General features: G+C 58.2%; 16 protein-coding genes. 9 read left to right on the top strand and 7 right to left on the bottom strand.

All coding sequences use genetic code 11. From position 1 onward, the window contains the following. Positions 1–8 precede the first annotated feature (8 nt). Positions 9–1,193, top strand: a complete 1,185-nt coding sequence (locus tag PMI32_RS00370) for a thiolase family protein (RefSeq protein WP_008035688.1) — start codon at positions 9–11, stop codon at positions 1,191–1,193. Between the two features lie 129 nt (positions 1,194–1,322). Here PMI32_RS00370 and PMI32_RS00375 read toward each other — a convergent pair whose 3' ends face one another. After that, positions 1,323–1,517: a DUF6316 family protein gene (locus PMI32_RS00375; RefSeq protein WP_008035686.1), complete on the bottom strand. Its 195-nt coding sequence runs from the start codon at positions 1,515–1,517 to the stop codon at positions 1,323–1,325. A 210-nt stretch (positions 1,518–1,727) separates the two neighbouring features. Here PMI32_RS00375 and PMI32_RS00380 point away from each other — a divergent pair, with 210 nt between their 5' ends. Further along, a complete protein-coding gene (locus PMI32_RS00380) occupies positions 1,728–2,687 on the top strand; it encodes a DMT family transporter (RefSeq protein ID WP_008035685.1) in 960 nt (319 codons plus the stop codon). Between the two features lie 131 nt (positions 2,688–2,818). Here the strand turns inward: PMI32_RS00380 and PMI32_RS00385 are convergent, their stop codons facing one another. Then, positions 2,819–4,213 (bottom strand): class II fumarate hydratase, encoded by a 1,395-nt coding sequence (locus tag PMI32_RS00385; RefSeq protein WP_032829261.1) that lies wholly within the window; start codon positions 4,211–4,213, stop codon positions 2,819–2,821. A gap of 192 nt (positions 4,214–4,405) precedes the next feature. Here PMI32_RS00385 and PMI32_RS00390 point away from each other — a divergent pair, with 192 nt between their 5' ends. The 5 genes from PMI32_RS00390 (at position 4,406) to PMI32_RS00410 (ending at position 8,891) form a co-directional block, all read left to right on the top strand. After that, a complete protein-coding gene (locus PMI32_RS00390) occupies positions 4,406–4,936 on the top strand; it encodes a DUF2059 domain-containing protein (protein ID WP_008035681.1) in 531 nt (176 codons plus the stop codon). Between the two features lie 12 nt (positions 4,937–4,948). Further along, a complete protein-coding gene (locus PMI32_RS00395; RefSeq protein ID WP_008035680.1) occupies positions 4,949–5,245 on the top strand; it encodes a BolA family protein in 297 nt (98 codons plus the stop codon). 252 nt (positions 5,246–5,497) lie between these two features. Beyond that, complete coding sequence (gene trhO / locus PMI32_RS00400; protein WP_008035679.1) at positions 5,498–6,439, top strand: oxygen-dependent tRNA uridine(34) hydroxylase TrhO; 942 nt, start codon at positions 5,498–5,500, stop codon at positions 6,437–6,439. 3 nt (positions 6,440–6,442) lie between these two features. Beyond that, positions 6,443–7,081 carry a DsbA family protein gene (locus PMI32_RS00405; RefSeq protein WP_008035678.1) on the top strand — a complete coding sequence of 213 codons (639 nt, stop codon included), beginning with the start codon at positions 6,443–6,445 and terminating at the stop codon, positions 7,079–7,081. Next, a complete protein-coding gene (locus PMI32_RS00410; protein ID WP_008035677.1) occupies positions 7,074–8,891 on the top strand; it encodes an ABC transporter ATP-binding protein in 1,818 nt (605 codons plus the stop codon). The genes PMI32_RS00405 and PMI32_RS00410 overlap by 8 nt, the downstream gene beginning before the upstream one ends. Before the next feature lie 14 nt (positions 8,892–8,905). On the opposite strand, the gene PMI32_RS00415 is transcribed toward PMI32_RS00410, so the two are convergent. Continuing rightward, positions 8,906–13,237: a deaminase domain-containing protein gene (locus PMI32_RS00415; RefSeq protein ID WP_238541051.1), complete on the bottom strand. Its 4,332-nt coding sequence runs from the start codon at positions 13,235–13,237 to the stop codon at positions 8,906–8,908. A gap of 30 nt (positions 13,238–13,267) precedes the next feature. Next, entirely contained in the window at positions 13,268–13,564 is a 297-nt protein-coding gene (locus PMI32_RS30850; RefSeq protein WP_008035671.1) for a hypothetical protein, read from the bottom strand. Between the two features lie 290 nt (positions 13,565–13,854). On the opposite strand from PMI32_RS30850, the gene PMI32_RS00425 reads away from it, so the two are divergent. Both PMI32_RS00425 and PMI32_RS00430 read left to right on the top strand, forming a co-directional pair. Beyond that, complete coding sequence (locus PMI32_RS00425) at positions 13,855–16,314, top strand: EAL domain-containing protein (protein WP_008035669.1); 2,460 nt, start codon at positions 13,855–13,857, stop codon at positions 16,312–16,314. 78 nt (positions 16,315–16,392) lie between these two features. Further along, positions 16,393–17,154 (top strand): iron-containing redox enzyme family protein, encoded by a 762-nt coding sequence (locus PMI32_RS00430; RefSeq protein WP_008035666.1) that lies wholly within the window; start codon positions 16,393–16,395, stop codon positions 17,152–17,154. A gap of 79 nt (positions 17,155–17,233) precedes the next feature. Here PMI32_RS00430 and sugE read toward each other — a convergent pair whose 3' ends face one another. The 3 genes from sugE to rdgC form a co-directional block, all read right to left on the bottom strand. Further along, complete coding sequence (sugE, locus tag PMI32_RS00435) at positions 17,234–17,548, bottom strand: quaternary ammonium compound efflux SMR transporter SugE (RefSeq protein WP_008035664.1); 315 nt, start codon at positions 17,546–17,548, stop codon at positions 17,234–17,236. A gap of 119 nt (positions 17,549–17,667) precedes the next feature. Further along, positions 17,668–18,633: a bile acid:sodium symporter family protein gene (locus PMI32_RS00440; protein ID WP_008035661.1), complete on the bottom strand. Its 966-nt coding sequence runs from the start codon at positions 18,631–18,633 to the stop codon at positions 17,668–17,670. A 145-nt stretch (positions 18,634–18,778) separates the two neighbouring features. Next, positions 18,779–19,699 (bottom strand): recombination-associated protein RdgC, encoded by a 921-nt coding sequence (rdgC, locus tag PMI32_RS00445; RefSeq protein WP_008035659.1) that lies wholly within the window; start codon positions 19,697–19,699, stop codon positions 18,779–18,781. Positions 19,700–19,879 lie beyond the last annotated feature (180 nt).

Below are 19,879 nucleotides of genomic sequence, written 5' to 3'. Positions count from 1 at the left end.
GGTATGCCATGCGTGAAGTGGTGATCGTCGACAGCGTGCGGACCGGCCTGGCCAAGTCCTTTCGCGGCAAGTTCAACCAGACCCGTCCGGACGACATGGCGGCCCACTGCGTCAATGCACTGCTGGCGCGCTCGGGCATCGACCCGGCCAGCGTCGAGGATTGCATCGTCGGCGCCGGCTCCAACGAAGGCGCCCAAGGCTACAACATCGGTCGCAACGTCGCGGTGCTGTCGCGCCTGGGCACCGGCACCGCCGGCATGACCCTCAACCGTTTCTGCTCATCGGGCTTGCAGGCGATTGCCATCGCTGCCAACCAGATCGCTTCGGGCTGCAGCGACATCATCGTCGCCGGTGGTGTCGAATCCATCAGCCTGACCATGAAAAGCGTCAACACCGACAACCTGATCAACCCGCTGCTGAAAGAACAGGTGCCGGGCATCTACTTCCCCATGGGCCAGACCGCCGAAATCGTTGCGCGTCGTTACAACGTCAGCCGCGAAGAACAGGACCTGTACGCCCTGCAAAGTCAGCAGCGCACTGCCCAGGCGCAGGCCTCCGGGCTGTTCGACGACGAAATCGTGCCAATGGCGGTGAAGTATCGCGTTGAAGACAAGGCCACCGGGCAGGTGCAGATCCTCGATGGCGTCGTTGACCGCGACGACTGCAACCGTCCGGACACGACCCTGGAAAGTCTGGCCGGGTTGAAACCGGTGTTTGCCGAAGACGGTTCGGTGACGGCGGGCAACTCGTCGCAGCTGTCCGACGGTGCGTCCATGACCCTGGTGATGAGCCTGGAAAAAGCGCTGGAACTGGGGTTGAAGCCGAAGGCGTTCTTCCGTGGTTTCACCGTGGCGGGCTGCGAGCCTGATGAAATGGGCATCGGCCCGGTGTTTTCGGTGCCGAAGCTGCTCAAGGCCAAGGGTTTGCAGGTGGCCGACATTGACCTGTGGGAACTCAACGAAGCGTTCGCCTCGCAATGCCTGTACAGCCGCAACCGGCTGGGGATCGATAACGAGAAGTACAACGTCAATGGCGGCTCGATTTCCATCGGTCACCCGTTCGGCATGACCGGGTCGCGTCAGGTCGGGCATCTTGTACGGGAGTTGCAGCGACGTAATTTGCGCTACGGCATCGTCACCATGTGCGTGGGTGGCGGGATGGGCGCGACCGGGTTGTTTGAAGCGGTGCGGTAAGTCTTAAAATATGTACTGATTGTCAGATAGCTTTCGCGAGCAAGCCCGCTCCCACACTTGACCGAGTTCTCCCATAGGAATGCGGTCAAATTGTGGGAGCGGGCTTGCTCGCGAAGGTAGCGCCTCGGTCTATCGACAGGCGCTCAAAAGCTGCATCCGCGCGATGTAAGCCTCAATCTCCCGCGCAGCCGCCTCCGGGTTTTCAAACGGCCCCTCCAGGGTGTTTTCCCGGGTACTGAAATACAACTCTCCATTCACCCGACACATCCGGTCACTGCGAAAGTGCATGGCGGGGGCGTTGTCCTGGGCGCGCATGCCGTACATGGCGGTCTCCTGAAGGGGGCTGCTGTTGGCGGATCCAATGAGCTTATGCATGAACCACTTGCAAGGCCTGGCCAGCCGATCAGCGGTACATCGCCAATTTATTGCTGCGACCCGCACAGTTTCATTTGCGTCCGGCAGCCAACTGTCCCTGTGTACCAGGCACCGCTGAGCCTAGAATGACGGCTCTTGCCATCTGGCTTTGAGGTACGCATGCACATTTCATCGGGGCGCTGGGTTTATGGTCTGTTCCTGGCCTTGTTGACTGCATTTTTGTGGGGAATCCTGCCGATCAAGCTCAAGCAAGTGCTGCTGGTGATGGACCCGGTCACGGTGACCTGGTTTCGCCTGATGGTGTCCGGCGGCTGCCTGTTCATTTATCTGGCAGCGACTCGACGCCTGCCGAGCCGCAAAGTGCTCGGCCCGCGCGGTGGCTGGCTGGTGGTGATGGCGGTGCTCGGTCTGGTGGGCAACTACATCCTGTACTTGATGGGCTTGAACCTGCTCAGCCCTGGCACGGCGCAATTGGTGGTGCAGATGGGCCCGATCATGTTGCTGATCGCCAGCCTGTTTGTGTTCAAGGAGCGCTTCAGCGTGGGGCAGGGGATTGGCCTGCTGGTGTTGCTGATTGGTTTCGGACTGTTTTTCAACCAGCGTCTGGTTGAGTTGTTCACCTCGCTGAGCGACTACACGGCGGGTGTGCTGCTGGTGTTGTTGGCGTCCACGGTCTGGACGTTCTATGCCCTGGGGCAGAAGCAGTTGCTGACGGTGTGGAATTCGTTGCAGGTGATGATGGTGATTTACCTGTTCTGCGGGTTGTTGCTGACCCCGTGGGTGCACCCGCTGGAAGCGCTGCAACTGAATCCGCTGCAAGGCTGGCTGTTGCTGGCCTGCTGCATGAACACCCTGATTGCGTATGGCGCATTTGCCGAAGCGCTGGCGCACTGGGAAGCCTCGCGGGTGAGTGCGACGCTGGCGATCACGCCGTTGGTGACGTTCGCGGCGGTGGCCATGGCGGCCTGGTTGTGGCCGGAGTATGTGCATGCCGAAACGATCAATGGCCTGGGGTATGGCGGGGCGGTGCTGGTGGTGCTGGGGTCGGCGCTGGTGGCGTTGGGGCCTTCGTTGATTGCGGGGCTCAAGGCGCGGAAGGTTCGGATGGCGGCCAGTTAGACCGCGTTATCGTTCTTCGCGGGCAAGCCTCGCTCCTACAGGGGATGTGTCGTTCGCAGATTTTGTGATCGACACATCCCCTGTAGGAGCGAGGCTTGCCCGCGAAGACTGACTAACAGTCACCGCAATACTCAGCCCTTGGCCCCAGCCTCCAGCATATTCTCCGGCCGCACCCACGCATCAAACTGTTCATCGGTCAGATACCCCAACTGCAACGCCGCCTCCCGCAACGTCAGCCCTTCCGCATAGGCCTTCTTGGCAATTTCCGCCGACTTGTCGTAACCGATATGCGGGTTCAGCGCCGTCACCAGCATCAGCCCACGCTCCAGATGCTCAGCCATTTTCTCGGCATCCGGTTCCAGGCCGGCGATGCAATGCTGCTGGAAGTTGCTGCAGCCATCGCCGAGCAAACGGATCGATTGCAGCAGGTTGTGGATGATCACCGGTTTGAACACGTTCAGTTGCAGATGCCCCTGACTCGCGGCGAAGCCGATGGCCACGTCGTTGCCCAACACCTGGCATGCGAGCATCGACAGGGCTTCGCACTGAGTCGGGTTGACCTTGCCGGGCATGATCGAACTGCCGGGTTCGTTGGCCGGCAATTTTACTTCGGCGAAACCGGCACGTGGCCCGGAACCCAGCAAGCGCAGGTCGTTGGCGATTTTCATCAGGGTCACGGCGAGGGTTTTCAGCGCGCCGGACAGCGTGGTCAGCGGCTCATGGCCCGCCAGTGCGGCGAATTTGTTCGGTGCGGTGACAAACGGCAGGCCGGAGAGCGCAGCCAGCTCGGAGGCAATCGCTTCGCCAAAACCGTGCGGCGAATTCAGCCCGGTGCCGACGGCGGTGCCGCCCTGGGCCAGTTCACACACATCGGGCAGGGCGCTGCGGATCGCCCGTTCGGCGTAATCCAGTTGCGCGATGTACGCCGAGAGTTCCTGGCCGAAGGTGATTGGCGTCGCATCCATCATGTGGGTGCGGCCGGTCTTCACCAGCTTCATGTGTCGCGCGGACAGCTCGGCCAGACCGCCCGACAGTTCGCTGATCGCCGGCAGCAAATGGTTCTGCACCGCCTGCGCGGCGGCGATGTGCATCGCGGTGGGGAAGCAGTCGTTGGAGCTCTGCGAGCGGTTGACGTGATCGTTGGGGTGCACCGGCACCTTGCCGCCGCGCGGGTTGCCGGCCAGTTCGTTGGCGCGCCCGGCGATCACTTCGTTGACGTTCATGTTGCTCTGGGTGCCGCTGCCGGTCTGCCAGACCACCAGCGGGAACTGGTCGTCGTGTTTGCCGTCGAGCACTTCGTCGGCGGCCTGTTCGATCAGCCGGGCGATGTCGGCGGGCAGGTCGCCGTTGCGGTCATTGACCCGCGCCGCGGCTTTCTTGATCAGCGCCAGCCCATGCAGCACCGCCAGCGGCATGCGCTCGTTGCCGATGGCGAAGTTAATCAGCGAGCGTTGCGTCTGAGCGCCCCAGTAGGCCTCATCCGGCACTTCCACCTGGCCAAGGCTGTCGGTTTCGATACGGCTCATCATGCACACTCCTGTCAGTCTGATAGCGCAGTTTAGGCCGTGATCGCCGGCCGTGGTTCCATCGGTCAGTATTTTGACCATTCAACCCCTCTAATTCAGGCACGACAAGGCTTGGGGTTGAGCGACACACTTTTTTAGGCGCAGAATGGACGCCCTTGGGGTTTTACCTCGCCTGCTAGAAAAGGAAACTCGATGACTCGTCTTCGTGCCATCTGTACCGCGGTTGCACTGGTTTGCGCCAGCGGCCCTGTTTTTGCCGATACCGCCAGCCATAACGCCAGTGCCGAAGCTTTCCTGACCCTGGCGCACGCTGACAAATTGGGCACTCCGGTGTACATGCAAGTGCAGCAAATGTTCGCTCAGCGCTTTGAACAGACCAAAGCCCCTGAATCGAAAAAAGCCTTGCTGGAAACCTACCAGGCCAAAGCCAACGCCGCTCTGGACCAAGCCATTGGCTGGAACAAGCTGAAGCCGGACATGGTCAAGCTGTACACCTCCAACTTCAGTGAATCCGAGCTGAAAGACCTGGTCGCGTTCTACCAGTCGCCACTGGGCAAGAAAGTCCTGGAAAAAATGCCGCAGCTGACCCAGCAATCGGCCCAGATGACCCAGGCCAAGCTCGAAAGCGCCGTGCCAGTGGTCAACAAGCTGTTGGCTGACATGACCAACGAGCTGGACCCTAAGGCTAACGCCGCTGCACCTGCTGCCAAGAAAAAGCCTTAAGCGGAGTTCGGTATGACCATGCAACAACGCATCGAATCGACGCTGGGCCTGTTACAGCCCGAGCACCTGCAAGTGCTGGATGAAAGCCATATGCACAGTCGTGGGTTGCAGACCCATTACAAGGCCGTGGTGGTCAGCCAGCAGTTCGAAGGGCTCAACCGCGTCAAGCGTCACCAGAAAGTCTACGGCACGCTCGGCGAGCTGATGGGCGAGTTCCATGCGTTGGCGCTGCATACCTACACGCCTGAGGAATGGGCACAGATCGACACGGCTCCGGCCTCGCCGACCTGTGCTGGCGGCTCGCACTAAACAAATGCGCCATCTTCGGCGCTGCCCTTTGTAGGAGCCGGCTTGCTGGCGATGACGGTGGATCAGTCGACATCTTTGCTGACTGATCGGACGCTATCGCCAGCAAGCCGGCTCCTACAGAGAGGTGTGGCTAGTCGACATTAAGCCGGCTCCCACAATTTTTGCTAGAATCCGCAACGCGCCGCTTACCCGGCGCGTTTTTTTTCGCATCCGGTTCACCCCTTACGAGGGTAGCCACCTGGAGAATCACCCATGACACAACAGATTGTCGTGGCGGCACTGTATAAGTTCGTCACCCTGGAAAACTACGTCGACCTGCGCGAGCCCCTGCTGCAGGCCATGGTCGACAACGGCATCAAAGGCACGCTGCTGATCGCCGAAGAAGGCATCAACGGCACCGTGTCCGGCAGCCGCGAAGGCATCGACGGGCTGATGGCCTGGCTCAAGAACGACCCACGCATGGACGACATCGACCACAAAGAGTCGTACTGCGACGATCAGCCGTTCTATCGCACCAAAGTCAAACTCAAGAAAGAAATCGTCACCCTCGGCGTCGAAGGCGTGGACCCGAACAAAAAGGTCGGCACCTACGTTGATCCAGAGAACTGGAACGCGCTGATCAGCGATCCGGAAGTACTGTTGATCGACACTCGCAACGATTACGAAGTCTCGATCGGCACCTTCGAAGGCGCCATCGATCCGAAAACCACCAGTTTTCGCGAATTCCCCGACTACATCAAAGCCAACTTCGACCCGGCCGTGCATAAGAAAGTCGCGATGTTCTGCACCGGCGGCATTCGTTGTGAAAAGGCTTCGAGCTACATGCTCAGCCAGGGTTTTGATGAGGTTTATCACCTCAAGGGCGGCATTCTGAAGTACCTCGAAGAGGTGCCGCAGGAAGAAACCAAATGGCAGGGCGACTGCTTCGTGTTCGATAACCGCGTGACCGTTCGTCATGACCTCAGTGAAGGTGACTACGATCAATGTCACGCCTGTCGTACACCGGTTAGTGTTGAAGACCGCGCGTCCGAGCACTATGTGGCCGGCATCAGCTGCCCGCATTGCTGGGATAAGCTGAGCGAGAAGACCCGTCGCAGTGCCATCGATCGGCAGAAGCAGATCGAACTGGCCAAGGCTCGCAACATGCCGCACCCGATCGGCTACAACTACAAGCAAACCCCTTCCGAGGCTTGAACCATGTCTGCACGCCGCCTGCTCTATGTGATGGACCCGATGTGTTCCTGGTGCTGGGGCTTTGCGCCGGTGGCCAATGCGTTGGTCGAGCAGGCGCAGGCGGCGGGTGTGGACGTGCATTTGATTGTGGGCGGCTTGCGCACCGGCAGTGGTTCGGCGCTGGAGCCGACCACCCGGCGCTACATTCTTGAACATTGGCAGGCGGTCACCGAGGCCACCGGTCAACCGTTCAAAATCGAAGGTGCATTGCCCGACGGCTTTGTGTACGACACCGAGCCGGCCTGTCGGGCGTTGGTGACGGCGCGCAGCCTGGCGCCGGATTGCGCGTGGAAACTGCTCGGTCTGATCCAGCATGCGTTTTACGCAGAAGGGCGCGATGTCACCCACGCCAGTGTGCTGGTGGAACTGGCGGAGCAAGCCGGTTTGCCGCGCATCGAATTCGCTGCCGCGTTCGACCGCGCCGATCAACATGCCGCGACTGCGGCCGATTTCACTTGGGTGCAGGACCTCGGCATCGCCGGTTTCCCCACCTTGCTGGCAGAGCGTGATGGTCAGTTGGCGTTGTTGACCAATGGCTATCAGCCTCTCAGCGTACTGTCACCGCTGCTCGGCCGCTGGCTGGAGCGCGCTGCCTGTGCATGATCTGCCCGACGACGTCCCAACCGCTGCACGTGTCGACCGTCTGAGCTGGGCGGAAATCCGCCGCCTGGCCCTGCATCACAAGAAATCCCTGTGGATCGCCAACGGCGTGGCCGTGCTGGCGACGTTGTGCAGCGTGCCGATTCCTTTGCTCTTGCCCTTGCTGGTGGACGAAGTGCTGCTGGGCCATGGCGACGCGGCGCTGAAAGTCATGAACCACGCACTGCCCGAAGGCTGGCAGAAAGCGGCGGGGTACATCGGCCTGATGCTGCTGGTGACCTTGTTGCTGCGCTGCGGTGCCTTGCTGTTCAACGTGGTGCAGGCCAAGTTGTTCGCGGCACTGGCCAAAGACATCGTGTACCGCATCCGCCTGCGGCTGATCGAGCGCCTCAAGCGCATCTCGTTGGGCGAGTACGAAAGCCTGGGCAGCGGCACGGTGACCACGCACCTGGTTACCGACCTGGACACGGTGGACAAATTCGTCGGCGAAACCCTCAGCCGGTTCCTCGTGGCCATGCTGACCTTGATCGGCACCGCGAGCATCCTGATCTGGATGCACTGGAAGCTGGCGCTGCTGATCATGCTGTTCAACCCGCTGGTGATCTATGCCACGGTGCTGCTGGGCAAGCGGGTCAAGCACCTGAAGAAACTCGAGAACGACAGCACCTCGCGCTTCACTCAAGCGTTGACCGAAACCCTCGATGCCATTCAGGAAGTGCGCGCCGGCAACCGTCAGGGCTTCTTCCTCGGGCGTCTCGGCCAACGTGCGCGGGAGGTGCGCGATTACGCGGTGAACTCCCAGTGGAAAACCGATGCCTCGAACCGGGCCAGCGGTTTGCTGTTCCAGTTCGGCATCGATATTTTCCGCGCCGCGGCGATGCTCACCGTGTTGTTTTCCGACTTGTCCATTGGCCAGATGCTCGCGGTGTTCAGCTACCTGTGGTTCATGATCGGTCCGGTGGAACAACTGCTGAATCTGCAATACGCCTACTACGCCGCCGGTGGTGCGCTGTCGCGAATCAATGAGTTGTTGGCAAGGGCCGATGAGCCTGAGTACCCGGGTGGGGTCGACCCGTTCAACGGTCGCGAAACCGTGGGTATCGAAGTCCAGGGATTGAGTTTCGGTTACGGCGACGAACTGGTGTTGAACCAGATGAACCTGTCCATCGCTCCCGGTGAAAAGGTCGCGATTGTCGGCGCCAGCGGCGGCGGCAAAAGTACGTTGGTGCAATTGTTGCTAGGCCTGTACACGCCACTGGCCGGGACGATCCGCTTCGGCGGTTCGACCCAGCAGGACATCGGCCTGGAAACGGTGCGTGAAAACGTAGCGGTGGTCCTGCAGCATCCGGCGCTGTTCAACGACACCATCCGCGCCAACCTGACCATGGGGCGCGAGCGCAGCGACGAGGCCTGCTGGCAGGCGCTGGAAATTGCGCAGCTGCACAACACGGTTCGGGAACTGCCCAACGGCCTGGATAGCATTGTCGGACGTTCCGGCGTGCGCTTGTCCGGCGGTCAGCGCCAACGCCTGGCGATTGCTCGGATGGTGCTGGCCGAACCAAAAGTGGTGATCCTCGACGAGGCCACTTCAGCGCTGGATGCCGCCACCGAATACAACCTGCACCAGGCACTGGCGCGGTTCCTGAGCCACCGCACCACGCTGATCATTGCGCACCGGTTGTCCGCCGTGAAGCAGGCCGACCGGGTGCTGGTATTCGACGGCGGGCAAATTGCCGAGGATGGCGACCATCAGCAATTGATTGCCGAGGGTGGTTTGTACGCCAAGCTGTACGGGCATTTGCAGCAGCACTGATCAGTGCCGCACGGCTACTTCCAGATCACGTTCAACGCCTCGGGATTGCCGTCATAACCGAATTGCTTCATGACGATTGAACACGAATCGCAAGGCGCCATGGTCGTGGCTATCGTGATGGACTCAAGCTCCTGAGAGTCCGGATATTTCTGGCGTATGACGCTGATGAGTTTGCTCTCGGTGTCCAGTGAAGTAGGGCGTTGGGTGAGTGCGGGCGTATACGTCTCGATGTTGTCGATCGTGTGCGGAATCGCTCGCAACTTGCCAGAAGCGGAGACGTTCAGCGATGTCTGCGGGAAGCTGGCGCCGTGATCGATGTTGAAGTAACTCGTACCTTCGTCGATCACCTCTTTCGAGCCTCTGTTTCTCTCAAACAATGGCAGGTAAGCAGTGTCACCCTGTCTGCCGGAAACGCTGACATAAACCTCCCGAATGCCCTGTCTTGTCTTGATTTCCGCGAATGCAACATTGCGCAGCTTGCCCAATTCACTCTTATGAATGTTGCTGATGCGTTGCTGTAACTCCAACATGACGCCATCGATTTTCAACGCCTTGGGCCCACCCCGAACCGACGATTCCAGGGTGATGACGGTTCTCTGGAACAGTGTATTGATGACTTGCGCTGTCGTTTTACGGACACTTTCCGGAGCATTCCTGGACGCGGACCAGGTCGTTGCGCCATCGGTGGAGTGCCTGACGATCATTCGGGTCGAGTGATCGAACAGCACAGCCTCGCCGGGGCTGGTATCGACCTTGATCAGACTGAGTGTATCGGGCGGATTGGCATGGCCGCCGATAGGTATGGCGATGTTGTCCATCGCTCTCATGGCGCGCTCAACGAGAGTCACACCGTAAATCCTCGCCATGTTGTTGGCATTCAACGAGCCGGTGTACACCACCATCAACTCGCGCCGCAGTTCGGCGGGCAAAGTTGACGCTTGCTTGAAGGCCAGTGCGTTACGCAGGCTTTGCCCTTTTGCCAGTTCGGCAACGTAAAAATCCCCCGCATCAAGACGTGTGAAAACATACTGTTTCGATCCGTCGACAGAGTCCGCGATGACGGCTCCGGAGTGGAAGGTATCGGTCACACCCTTTTCCGTGACGCTGACTTTGATCCGACCGTAAATGCCTTTGCGGAACTCCATCGTCGCGTCGAGTGTTGCGTGAGTGGTCAATGAAACCTTTGTCAGGGGGGCACCGGCAGCACCTGGTGTATAAATGCTGTCACCAAACCAGGTGGCCCATCCCTTGGTTTCATTGAACGTGCCGACTGCGGGTGTCGGGGCCGGGTCTCGCGTCACATAGCGGGTCGTGCAGACGTCTGCTCCCGGGGCGCGTCGCGGTCGGCAAGGGATCGCCTTCAGCGAATCACTCGCGTCAATCAAGTCTGCACGGCGTAGCGTGTCACCCTCCAGCCGGTACGGCACGCCATCGATGAACAGCGTGGTTCGGCCGTCCACTTCAAGCACTTCGCGTACGTGGCGTGTCTTGGCTAGCTCCACAACCGATTGCTGGCTACGGCTTTCCAGGATGCTGTAGTGCGATTGCCCGGGCGAGAAGTCACTGGCGCGGGTGGTCAACGACGGGCCATAGGGCTTGGAGGGCAATGGATCGACCAGGCGCAAGTCGGTCTTGCCAGAGGCGCCGATGTTGCGAATTGGCACATCATCTATGCCTTTGATGCTGGCTAGCTGATCTCCCAGCGTTGCAGGCTTCCAGCGTCCGGCATCACTCAACTGAGGCAAACTGCGCACGTACTCGTAGTAGCGGATTTTCCCCACGAGTTCGTTAAATTCGGACGTGACGGTTTTATAAATGTATCGCACCGATTTGCCCAAGCCTTTGAGCAGCGCGGGAATAATCTCAAGCGGATTCAACGCTCGCAGCGTCGATACCAGCAGCGTTTTTGTCAGCGTTGAAAATGAAGGGAGCGTTGCGCGTGTGGCCAGTTGGCCCGCGTTACTGATCAGTCTGATCGAACCCGTGGCGAATTTGCCAATGGGGATCACGAACGAAATTACATCGAAAAACAGGCCGACTATTCCCAGGGCGATGCGATTCTTATCGCCTGACATCACGTCTTCGACAGGGCCCCAGAACGGTACAAACAACTTGGCGATCTTGAATATTTTTCTACGTTGAGCTTCTTCGAGTTCAAACCTGGTCTGACCCTTCGCAAAGGTGCGCAACTCTTGCGGGTCAATAAACAGGAGTTCGGTCGCAATGTGTCGGCTGATCGCCAGTGAGCGGCTGGACGACAGGGTCAATGGGGCGCGTTGATGATGCTCCGTGATCTCGGAACTTGCGCTGAACGCTGGCGGCAGCTGATCGATGATTGCCTCGCAGAAGGCCGTTGCCTTGGGCAGGGTGCCATTCGAATGCGCGTCCCAGTCGAAGGGTAAATGTCTGTCGCGGATGACATCGACATAGGCCCCATTGGAGGTGGTTGCCATCGCCCCGATCCGGGGAATCAACAACGTCGCATCAAAATTTTCGAGGCGACGTATCACCCCGGCTTTCGGGAGAAGCTCGTAAAAAGTGCTGACGGAAACGGCGGCTTCGTCCCCGGTGGGCTCATTTGTTTGGGTCGCTTGCAGTATCACGCCGTTGCGTGCTCTGAGCGGCAACGTAATTTCGGGCGTTTCGTCCTTGGCGGCGATTTTGCGGGTTTCTTTGCGCAGGCTGTAAATTTTGACTTCGCCCAACTCCAGAGCCAGTCGGTCGGCATAGGGGAGTGAGGTTAACAGCGTTCTGATCAATGTCTGGTAGGCCGTCGTGATCGTTTCCAGATGCCGCTTGAACGCATCGTCAAACAGCGCAGGGACATCGGGAATTTTGGTAAACGGTGACAGGACTTTTTGACGGCCTTCAAATCCATTACCGGGAACCGGCCATGGCTTGTCAGCTTTCAAGTACCGGTCCTTGTCCATCCTGATCCATTGTGTGCTCAAGGTTTTGCCGTCAGCCTCAGTCACAAACCATATTTTCTGATCGTCGAACATGGCGGACGCCAACACATCGGTGAACGAGTAATACTTGTATTCCTTACCCCTGAGTGGCGGTGTGTCGCGAAAGCCGATCGAAGCCAACTCGTCATACCTGGCCAGTTTGCGTCCGTCGGTATTGAAGGCTTCGCTTCCGAACAGTGTTTGTATTTCAGCTTTGGCGATGGCCAGCCGTTTGGGTGGCTCTTCATTGATTCGGATAACCGCTTGATTGACCTCTTTCGAGTGTTTTTCCAGTTCGGAGCAGGCCCGTTCGATGTCGGCTTGCGTGTAGTCCTTGAGGTCTTTTTGCGAAACGAAACCCTGGGTGACAGCCCAATCCAGGGTCGGAAGCAGCCTGGTGAGACTGAGAAGGTTCAATTCTTCCGTGGTTGCCACTTCGGCGCGCTGCATGGGCAAGTTGACCAACTGCTGGAAGCTCAGTCGGTCCAGCAGTTCGGGGGCGATGGCTTTGACGAAATTGACCCCGTTGAGGAAATTGACCCAGACAGCCGTGCTCCGGTAAGCGAGATCTGCCGGAATGTCACGGACACGGAACTCGAACGGGAATCGGGACAAAAATAATCGTGCAATGACCACGGCCTCTTTGTCTGACGCGGCCAGTTTTGACGTGAGTAAATGGGCTTCAAATGTTTCTCGGATAGCCTGATAGCTCTTTCCCCAATTCGAGCGACTTCGCCAGTCGTACCCGGCGATCAGATCACTGGAGTCCAGGGTCTGTGCACAAAGCCAATGTTGCAGCGCGTTGGCTATCAGTCTGGTGCGGATGTAAGGCGACGTCTCTTCACCGGTTTTTCCGCCGTACCAATCCATTGTCGTCAGTAAGGTGTTTCCCAGTCTTTGAGCTTCCGCGCTCTGCAGGATTTTTTCGAGGTACACACTCGGCGTCGCGCGAACTTGTTCAATCGTTGCAGTAGGAAGAATGTCCTTGGCAAAGTAAGTCAGCGGTGAATTAACGCTCTCTGGCAGAAATTGATTAACCGCATCGACTATTCCAGCGCGAGTCTGGACGCCATGGAGTAACTGCGTATCGACTGGAGCGTCAGGAGATGCTTGTTGGATAGTCGCGAACGTTTCCAGATCCTTTTCTGTTGGAAGGGGCTTCAGATCAAGGGCTTCAAACTCGTCCTCCAGTTTCAAACGATGGCTGGCGATCCTGTCCTGAATGACTTTTATCGTGGCCTGAACTTGTTGCGGGTCTCTGGATGTCAGTGCAATACCGTAAAAGACACACATCCTGTCGAAGCCAATGGTGCGGTTTGAATTCAACACACCGCCCAGCAATGCTGCTGCTTGCTCAATTCGCAGTTTCAGCGGCTGCCATTTGGCGTGTTCCGTCAATTCCAGCGTGACTTTATATCCTGTGTTTTTCTAGGCCTGGTAGACATACTTGCCCTCCTTGAACTCGACGAATAGATCACCGTGCTTTAATTCAAGCCTTGTGCACATATCGATGTAATCCCGATCGCGCAGCACTTGCCACAACGCTTTTAATCCATCAGCGCTCACCTTGGTGAGTGGTGAATAAGGTTTTAGTGGCAAAACGGGCCATAGAATATTTACCGGTGTTTCGCGCAAGGTCGCGAGCAGAAGTTCGTAATCCTCCAGTTGGCCTGCATGTAACTCAGCCTCGGAGGGGGAGGATGGGTTTGAAGTGTTCGATTGCATGTAATTGCTTCTCTTGATTATCGGTTGATCTGCGCATCGCTCTGGTGCGATGGCGTCGTTGGCCGATTTCAAGCGAAAACAAACAGGAGAGAGCGGTACATAGTTAGGTGACGGCGGTTTTGCTCCAGGAACTGTGTCGCGCGGTGTGTCCGCCTCTCACTGAAAACCGTTATTTACCTGCACTTGCCCATAGAAAGGGCTTCTCGCTTGCCGGGATCGAGAACGCACCCTAGTCTAGCTGTAGCGATCACGTTGGATGATGATCTGGCAGTGCTAAAACAAGGGACCTCATGAATCAAACGCGGACTCTCGGAACGCCACGGTTGCTGGGCATCGTCTGGCCATTTATCGCTGTCGTGCTATTTCAGGCGCTGTTGGGCGGTTTCAGCCTGTATGTTTTGTCGGCGGTGCGCGGCTATGTTGCCGGCGAAAGCCTCTGGTCCAAGGGCCAGAAAGACGCCATCTATTACCTGAATCTCTACGCGGACAGTCGCGACGAGACGATATTTCTCAAATACCAGAACGCCATCGCCGTGCCTCAAGGGGGCCACGAGTTACGTTTGGCGCTGGACCATCAGCCGCCGAACATCGAAGCGGCACGCCAGGCGATCCTCAAGGGGGGCAACCATCCGGATGACGTCTCCAGCCTGATCTGGCTGTACCTCAATTTCCGCCACTTCTCTTACCTTGAGAAAGCCATCGACCTCTGGACGGTAGGGGATGCGTATCTGCTGCGCCTTGATAATGTTGCTCGGGAAATGCATCAGCGCATCACCTCCCGTCAGGCCACCAATGGCGATATCCAGCGCTGGAAAGATCAGATTTTTGCGATCAACGATGAAGTGACGCCGGCAGCGAAAGCCTTCAGCGATGCCCTGGGTGAAGGCTCGCGGGTGATTCTGCGCCTGCTGCTGTTGACGAACCTCGCCACCGCCCTGGGCTTGATTGTCCTGGCCCTGATGCGCACGCACAAATTGCTCAAGCAGCGCCATGCGTTCGCCGACGCCTTGCAGTTGGAGAAGGAGCGCGCGCAGATCACCCTGCAATCGATTGGCGATGCCGTGATCACCGCTAATGTCGACGGCGCGATTGCCTACATGAACCCTGCTGCCGAGGCGTTGACGCACTGGAAGGCCGAGCAGGCGACAGGTTTGCCCTTGGCCGCGCTGTTCAATCTGCTGGACGAGAATGCCCAGACCGACGGCTTTACGCTGATCGAGCACATCCTGAGCGGTCAGCTCAGCGGTGGCAGCGAGCACTCCAAATTGATTCAACGGCTGGATGGCAGCACGGTTTCGGTCACGCTGGTCGGTGCGCCGATCCGCAATGCCGGCAAGGTCAGCGGCACCGTGCTGGTGTTGCACGACATGACTCAGGAGCGGCAATACATTGCCAATTTGTCCTGGCAGGCGACCCATGACGCCTTGACCGGGCTGGCCAATCGCCGCGAATTCGAGTATCGCCTGGAACAGGTGCTGCACAACCTGACGCGACATCCGGGGCGTCATGCCTTGATGTTTCTCGATCTGGACCAGTTCAAGCTGGTCAACGACACCTGCGGCCACGCGGCGGGGGACGAGTTGTTGCGGCACATCTGCGCGTTGCTGCAATCGGGCTTGCGCGAAGGCGATACCTTGGCCCGCCTGGGCGGCGATGAATTTGGCATCCTGCTGGAGAGTTGCGCGCCGGAAGCTGCGGAGAAAATCGCCGAGGGCCTGCGCCAGACCGTGCAGAACCTGCACTTCGTCTGGAAAGGCCGGCCGTTCGTGACCACCGTGAGCATCGGCCTGGTACACATCAATCAGCACCCGACCACCCTCGAAACATCGCTGCGCGCCGCCGATATGGCCTGTTACATGGCCAAGGAAAAGGGCCGCAACCGGGTTCAGGTCTATCACGCCGATGACTCGGAATTGTCCCTGCGCTTTGGCGAAATGGCTTGGGTGCAGCGCTTGCACATGGCGCTGGAAGAGGACCGCTTTTGTCTGTATGCCCAGGAAATCGCAGCCTTGGGTCATGTCGAAACAGGCGGCGGGCATATCGAAATCCTGTTGCGCCTGCATGACGAAGCCGGGCGCATGATATTGCCCGACAGTTTTATTCCGGCGGCGGAACGTTATGGACTGATGACTTCGCTTGATCGTTGGGTTGTACAGAATGTTTTCAAGATCATTGCCCAATGTATATCGGAGAAACACAAAGGGCCGTTGGCGATGTGTGCGATTAATCTGTCAGGCACAACTATAGGAGATGAGGCGTTCCTGGACTTCCTGCGTCAACAGTTCATTACTTATTCCATACCGCCTGAAATGATTTGTTTTGAAATTACTGAAACCAGCGCTATTTCCAATCTTGGAAGTGCAATTAGATTTATTAATGAACTCAAAGGCTTAGGTTGCCACTTTTCGTTGGACGACTTTTGCGCCGGTATGTCCTCATTCGCCTACTTGAAACATTTGCCTGTAGACTTCCTGAAGATCGACGGGAGTTTCGTAAAGGATATGCTGGACGACCCGATTAACCGCGCCATGGTCGAAGTGATCAATCACATCGGCCATGTAATGGGTAAGCGTACGATTGCCGAGTTTGTTGAAACACCCCAGATTGAGCAGGCATTGCTGGAAATCGGGGTGGATTACGCTCAAGGGTATGTGATTGAGCGCCCGCATTTGTTTACCTGCGATAGTTTACAAAGTCGTCCTGCCAGGCCTCAGCCGTTGTTGTTCAAGGCGCCTGGCACGTTCCGTTGAAATCTCCTGCTGATCCTTACAATCACAATCAAAAGGAACCCGACAGTGATCGACACATTCAACCGAACCGGACCCCTCATGGAAGCTGCAAGTTATCCCGCCTGGGCTCAGCAACTGATCCAGGACTGCAGCGAGAGTAAACGCCGGGTTGTCGAACACGAATTGTACAGGCGCATGCGAGATAACAAACTCAGCGCAAAGACCATGCGCAACTACCTTATTGGTGGTTGGCCCGTGGTTGAGCAATTCGCGTTATATATGGCACAGAACCTCACCAAGACCCGTTTTGCCCGCCATCCCGGAGAGGACATGGCGCGACGATGGTTGATGCGCAACATTCGTGTGGAATTGAACCATGCCGATTACTGGGTGCACTGGAGCCGTGCTCACGGTGTCAGCCTGGAAGATCTGCAGGCGCAAAAGGTGGCCCCTGAACTTCACGCCTTGAGTCATTGGTGCTGGCACACCAGTTCGGCGGACTCGCTGATCGTTGCCATTGCTGCCACCAACTACGCCATTGAAGGCGCGACCGGCGAGTGGTCGGCGCTGGTCTGTTCCAATGGCGTCTACGCGGCATCGTTCCCCGAAGAGGATCGCAAGCGAGCCATGAAGTGGCTGAAGATGCATGCCCAGTACGATGACGCCCATCCGTGGGAAGCGCTGGAAATCATCTGCACGCTGGCGGGGCTGAACCCGAGCAAGTCATTGCAGGCCCAATTGCGCGAGGCCGTGTGCAAAAGCTACGACTACATGTACCTGTTCCTGGAACGGTGCATCCAGCTTGAGCATGTGGAAAAGGCTCCGGTCGCGCGTGGGCGCATGGCATTGGCCGAAAGCTGATCGGTCGGACTCACCATTGAAAAAGCCCGCGCCCTCTATCGATAGAGGGCGCGGGCTTTTTCGTATTGGCCGCAAGCCGTCAGGCGCTGACTTTCAGTCCAATCAGCCCGGCAATGATCAAGGTCACGCTGGCCAGCCTGAACAACGCCATCGATTCACCAAACAGGATGATCCCGGCGATGACCGTGCCGACGGCACCCACGCCGGTCCAGATCGCATAGGCAGTGCCCAGGGGCAATTCCTTCATCGCCAGCCCAAGCAGGCCAAGGCTGATGGCCATCGCGGCAATCGTCAACGCAGTAGGGAGAGGACGGCTGAAACCGTCGGTGTATTTCAGGCCGACAGCCCAGCCCACTTCGAACAGGCCGGCGAAAAACAGAATGATCCAGGACATGAGAGACCTCCATCGATTGACGGGGTCGTCCCCAGATTAATGACTCGATCGAGCCGCGAGGTCGTCCTCGCGTTGCGCAGTATGGTGCCCATCATTAACCCGGGGATCAAGTTTTCCGCTTACTCAGTCACTTGCCGAGCCGCGGTTTCCCGGTCTTCTTTCTCGCTCATCCGGCGGAAATACGTCGAGAGCAGCGCTCCGGAAATGTTGTGCCACACACTGAACAATGCGCTCGGTACCGCCGCCAGCGGCGAGAAATGCGCACTGGCCAGCGCGGCGCCCAAACCGGAGTTTTGCATGCCGACCTCCAACGCCAGGGATTTACGCTGGGCCAGTGGCAACTTGAACAGCCGTCCGGTGAAGTACCCCAGCAGATAGCCAAAGCTGTTGTGCAGCATCACCACGGCCATGATCAGCAGGCCGGATTCGGCGATTTTCGCCTGGCTGGCCGCGACGACAGCCGTGACGATGATCACGATGCTGACAACGGAAACCAGCGGCAATACGTCCACTGCGTGGCGAACCCGATCCCCGAGCACGCGCTGAGCGACCACGCCGAGCACGATCGGCAGCAGCACCACTTGCAGGATCGACCAGAACAATTCCATGAAGGATACCGGCAACCAGGCCGAGGCGAGTAGCCAGATCAGCGCGGGCGTCAGCAGTGGAGCGAGGAGGGTGGTGACGGCGGCGATGGCCACCGACAGCGCCAGGTCGCCACGGGCCAGCCAGGTCATGACGTTTGATGAGGTGCCGCTTGGGCAGCAACCGACCAGGATGACTCCGACGGCGATTTCCGGAGGCAGATGGAACACCTGGCAGAGCAACCACGCCACACCGGGCATGATCACGAAATGTGCAACCACGCCCAGCGCCACACGCCACGGATGGCGAGCGACTTCGGCGAAGTCTTCGAGCTTGAGGGTCAGGCCCATGCCGAACATCACCAGGCCCAGGAGCGGCACGATCGCGCCTTTCAGGCCGAGGAACCATGCCGGTTGCAGGAAAGCCACGACGGCGAAAATCAGAACCCAGTAAGCGAAGGTGTTGCCGACAAAGCGACTCAATGCAGCCAGTGCACGCATGGCCTGATCCTTATTTTAAGTAACACTGCAAAACAAATGTGGGAGCGGGCTTGCTCGCGAAAGCGGTGTTTCAGCCAACACATGTGTTGGATGTAAAACCGCTTTCGCGAGCAAGCCCGCTCCCACAGTGGAAGATCACCAGGCTTTAGATTCCCTGCGGCGTCTCTTCACCGCCCAACGCTTCAACCAGCGCCGGGAGGAAGTCGCCGAAAGTCAGCATCATCAGGGTGAAACTGGCGTCCAACTGGCCGAGGGCTTCTTCGCCGCCGTCCTGTTCCGCCTGATCCTGCAGCAGGTCTTCGAACTTCAGGCGCTTGACCACCATCTTGTCGTCGAGGACGAAGGACAGTTTGTCCTGCCAGGCCAGCGACAGCTGAGTGACCACTTTGCCGGTGCTCAGGTGCAACTGGATTTCTTCGCTGGTCAGGTCCTGACGCTTGCAGCGCACAATGCCGCCGTCTTCGTGGGTGTCGCGCAGCTCGCACTCGTCCAGCACAAAGAAGTCATCCGCGGCTTTCTGGGTGGTGACCCATTCCGTCATGGTGGCGGTCGGGGACATTTTCACAGTCAGCGGACGTACCGGCAGGGTGCCGATCACTTCACGCAGGGTCGACAGCAGGTCTTCGGCACGTTTCGGGCTCGCCGAGTTGACCAGAATCAGGCCCTGTTTCGGCGCGATCGCAGCGAAGGTCGACGAACGACGGATAAAGGCACGCGGCAGGAAGGCCTGGATGATTTCATCCTTGATCTGATCGCGTTCCTTTTTGTAGACCTTGCGCATTTGTTCGGCTTCGATCTCTTCGACCTTTTCCTTAACGGCGTCACGCACGACGCTGCCCGGCAGGATGCGTTCTTCCTTACGGGCGGAGATCAGCAGGAAGTCGCCGCTGACGTGCACCAGTGGTGCATCTTCGCCCTTGCCGAAAGGCGCGACGAAACCGTAGGTGGTCAACTCCTGGCTTGCACATGAACGCGCCAGTTTGGTGGCCAGTGCAGTTTCCAACGCCTCGGCATCAAAAGGCAGATCTTGGGTCAGGCGATAGATAAGCAGGTTTTTGAACCACATGGGGCGAGTCTCTCCTTTATGCAAAGTGGGGCATTATTCTCTTCGTGGCGCCATAGGCCAACCCTTCTCTAAGCCTTTGGAAGGCCTGAAAAAATTATTTAAAAAAGTGCTTGCCAGAGGTGAGGTCGCTCCGTAGAATGCGCGCCACACCGAAAGTGAAGGGTGATTAGCTCAGCTGGG

This window comes from Pseudomonas sp. GM60, from assembly GCF_000282415.1.
GTDB lineage: Bacteria > Pseudomonadota > Gammaproteobacteria > Pseudomonadales > Pseudomonadaceae > Aquipseudomonas > Aquipseudomonas migulae.
This window is presented reverse-complemented; position numbering and strand designations above follow the sequence as displayed.

Excerpts from the sequence above, each read along its gene's own strand:
- PMI32_RS00370 (WP_008035688.1), top strand. The coding sequence starts at position 9 with ATGCGTGAAGTGGTGATCGTCGACAGCGTGCGGACCGGCCTGGCCAAG.
- PMI32_RS00375 (WP_008035686.1), bottom strand. The coding sequence starts at position 1,517 with ATGTACGGCATGCGCGCCCAGGACAACGCCCCCGCCATGCACTTTCGC.
- PMI32_RS00380 (WP_008035685.1), top strand. The coding sequence starts at position 1,728 with ATGCACATTTCATCGGGGCGCTGGGTTTATGGTCTGTTCCTGGCCTTG.
- PMI32_RS00385 (WP_032829261.1), bottom strand. The coding sequence starts at position 4,213 with ATGAGCCGTATCGAAACCGACAGCCTTGGCCAGGTGGAAGTGCCGGAT.
- PMI32_RS00390 (WP_008035681.1), top strand. The coding sequence starts at position 4,406 with ATGACTCGTCTTCGTGCCATCTGTACCGCGGTTGCACTGGTTTGCGCC.
- PMI32_RS00395 (WP_008035680.1), top strand. The coding sequence starts at position 4,949 with ATGACCATGCAACAACGCATCGAATCGACGCTGGGCCTGTTACAGCCC.
- trhO (WP_008035679.1), top strand. The coding sequence starts at position 5,498 with ATGACACAACAGATTGTCGTGGCGGCACTGTATAAGTTCGTCACCCTG.
- PMI32_RS00405 (WP_008035678.1), top strand. The coding sequence starts at position 6,443 with ATGTCTGCACGCCGCCTGCTCTATGTGATGGACCCGATGTGTTCCTGG.
- PMI32_RS30850 (WP_008035671.1), bottom strand. The coding sequence starts at position 13,564 with ATGCAATCGAACACTTCAAACCCATCCTCCCCCTCCGAGGCTGAGTTA.
- PMI32_RS00425 (WP_008035669.1), top strand. The coding sequence starts at position 13,855 with ATGAATCAAACGCGGACTCTCGGAACGCCACGGTTGCTGGGCATCGTC.
- PMI32_RS00430 (WP_008035666.1), top strand. The coding sequence starts at position 16,393 with ATGGAAGCTGCAAGTTATCCCGCCTGGGCTCAGCAACTGATCCAGGAC.
- sugE (WP_008035664.1), bottom strand. The coding sequence starts at position 17,548 with ATGTCCTGGATCATTCTGTTTTTCGCCGGCCTGTTCGAAGTGGGCTGG.
- PMI32_RS00440 (WP_008035661.1), bottom strand. The coding sequence starts at position 18,633 with ATGCGTGCACTGGCTGCATTGAGTCGCTTTGTCGGCAACACCTTCGCT.
- rdgC (WP_008035659.1), bottom strand. The coding sequence starts at position 19,699 with ATGTGGTTCAAAAACCTGCTTATCTATCGCCTGACCCAAGATCTGCCT.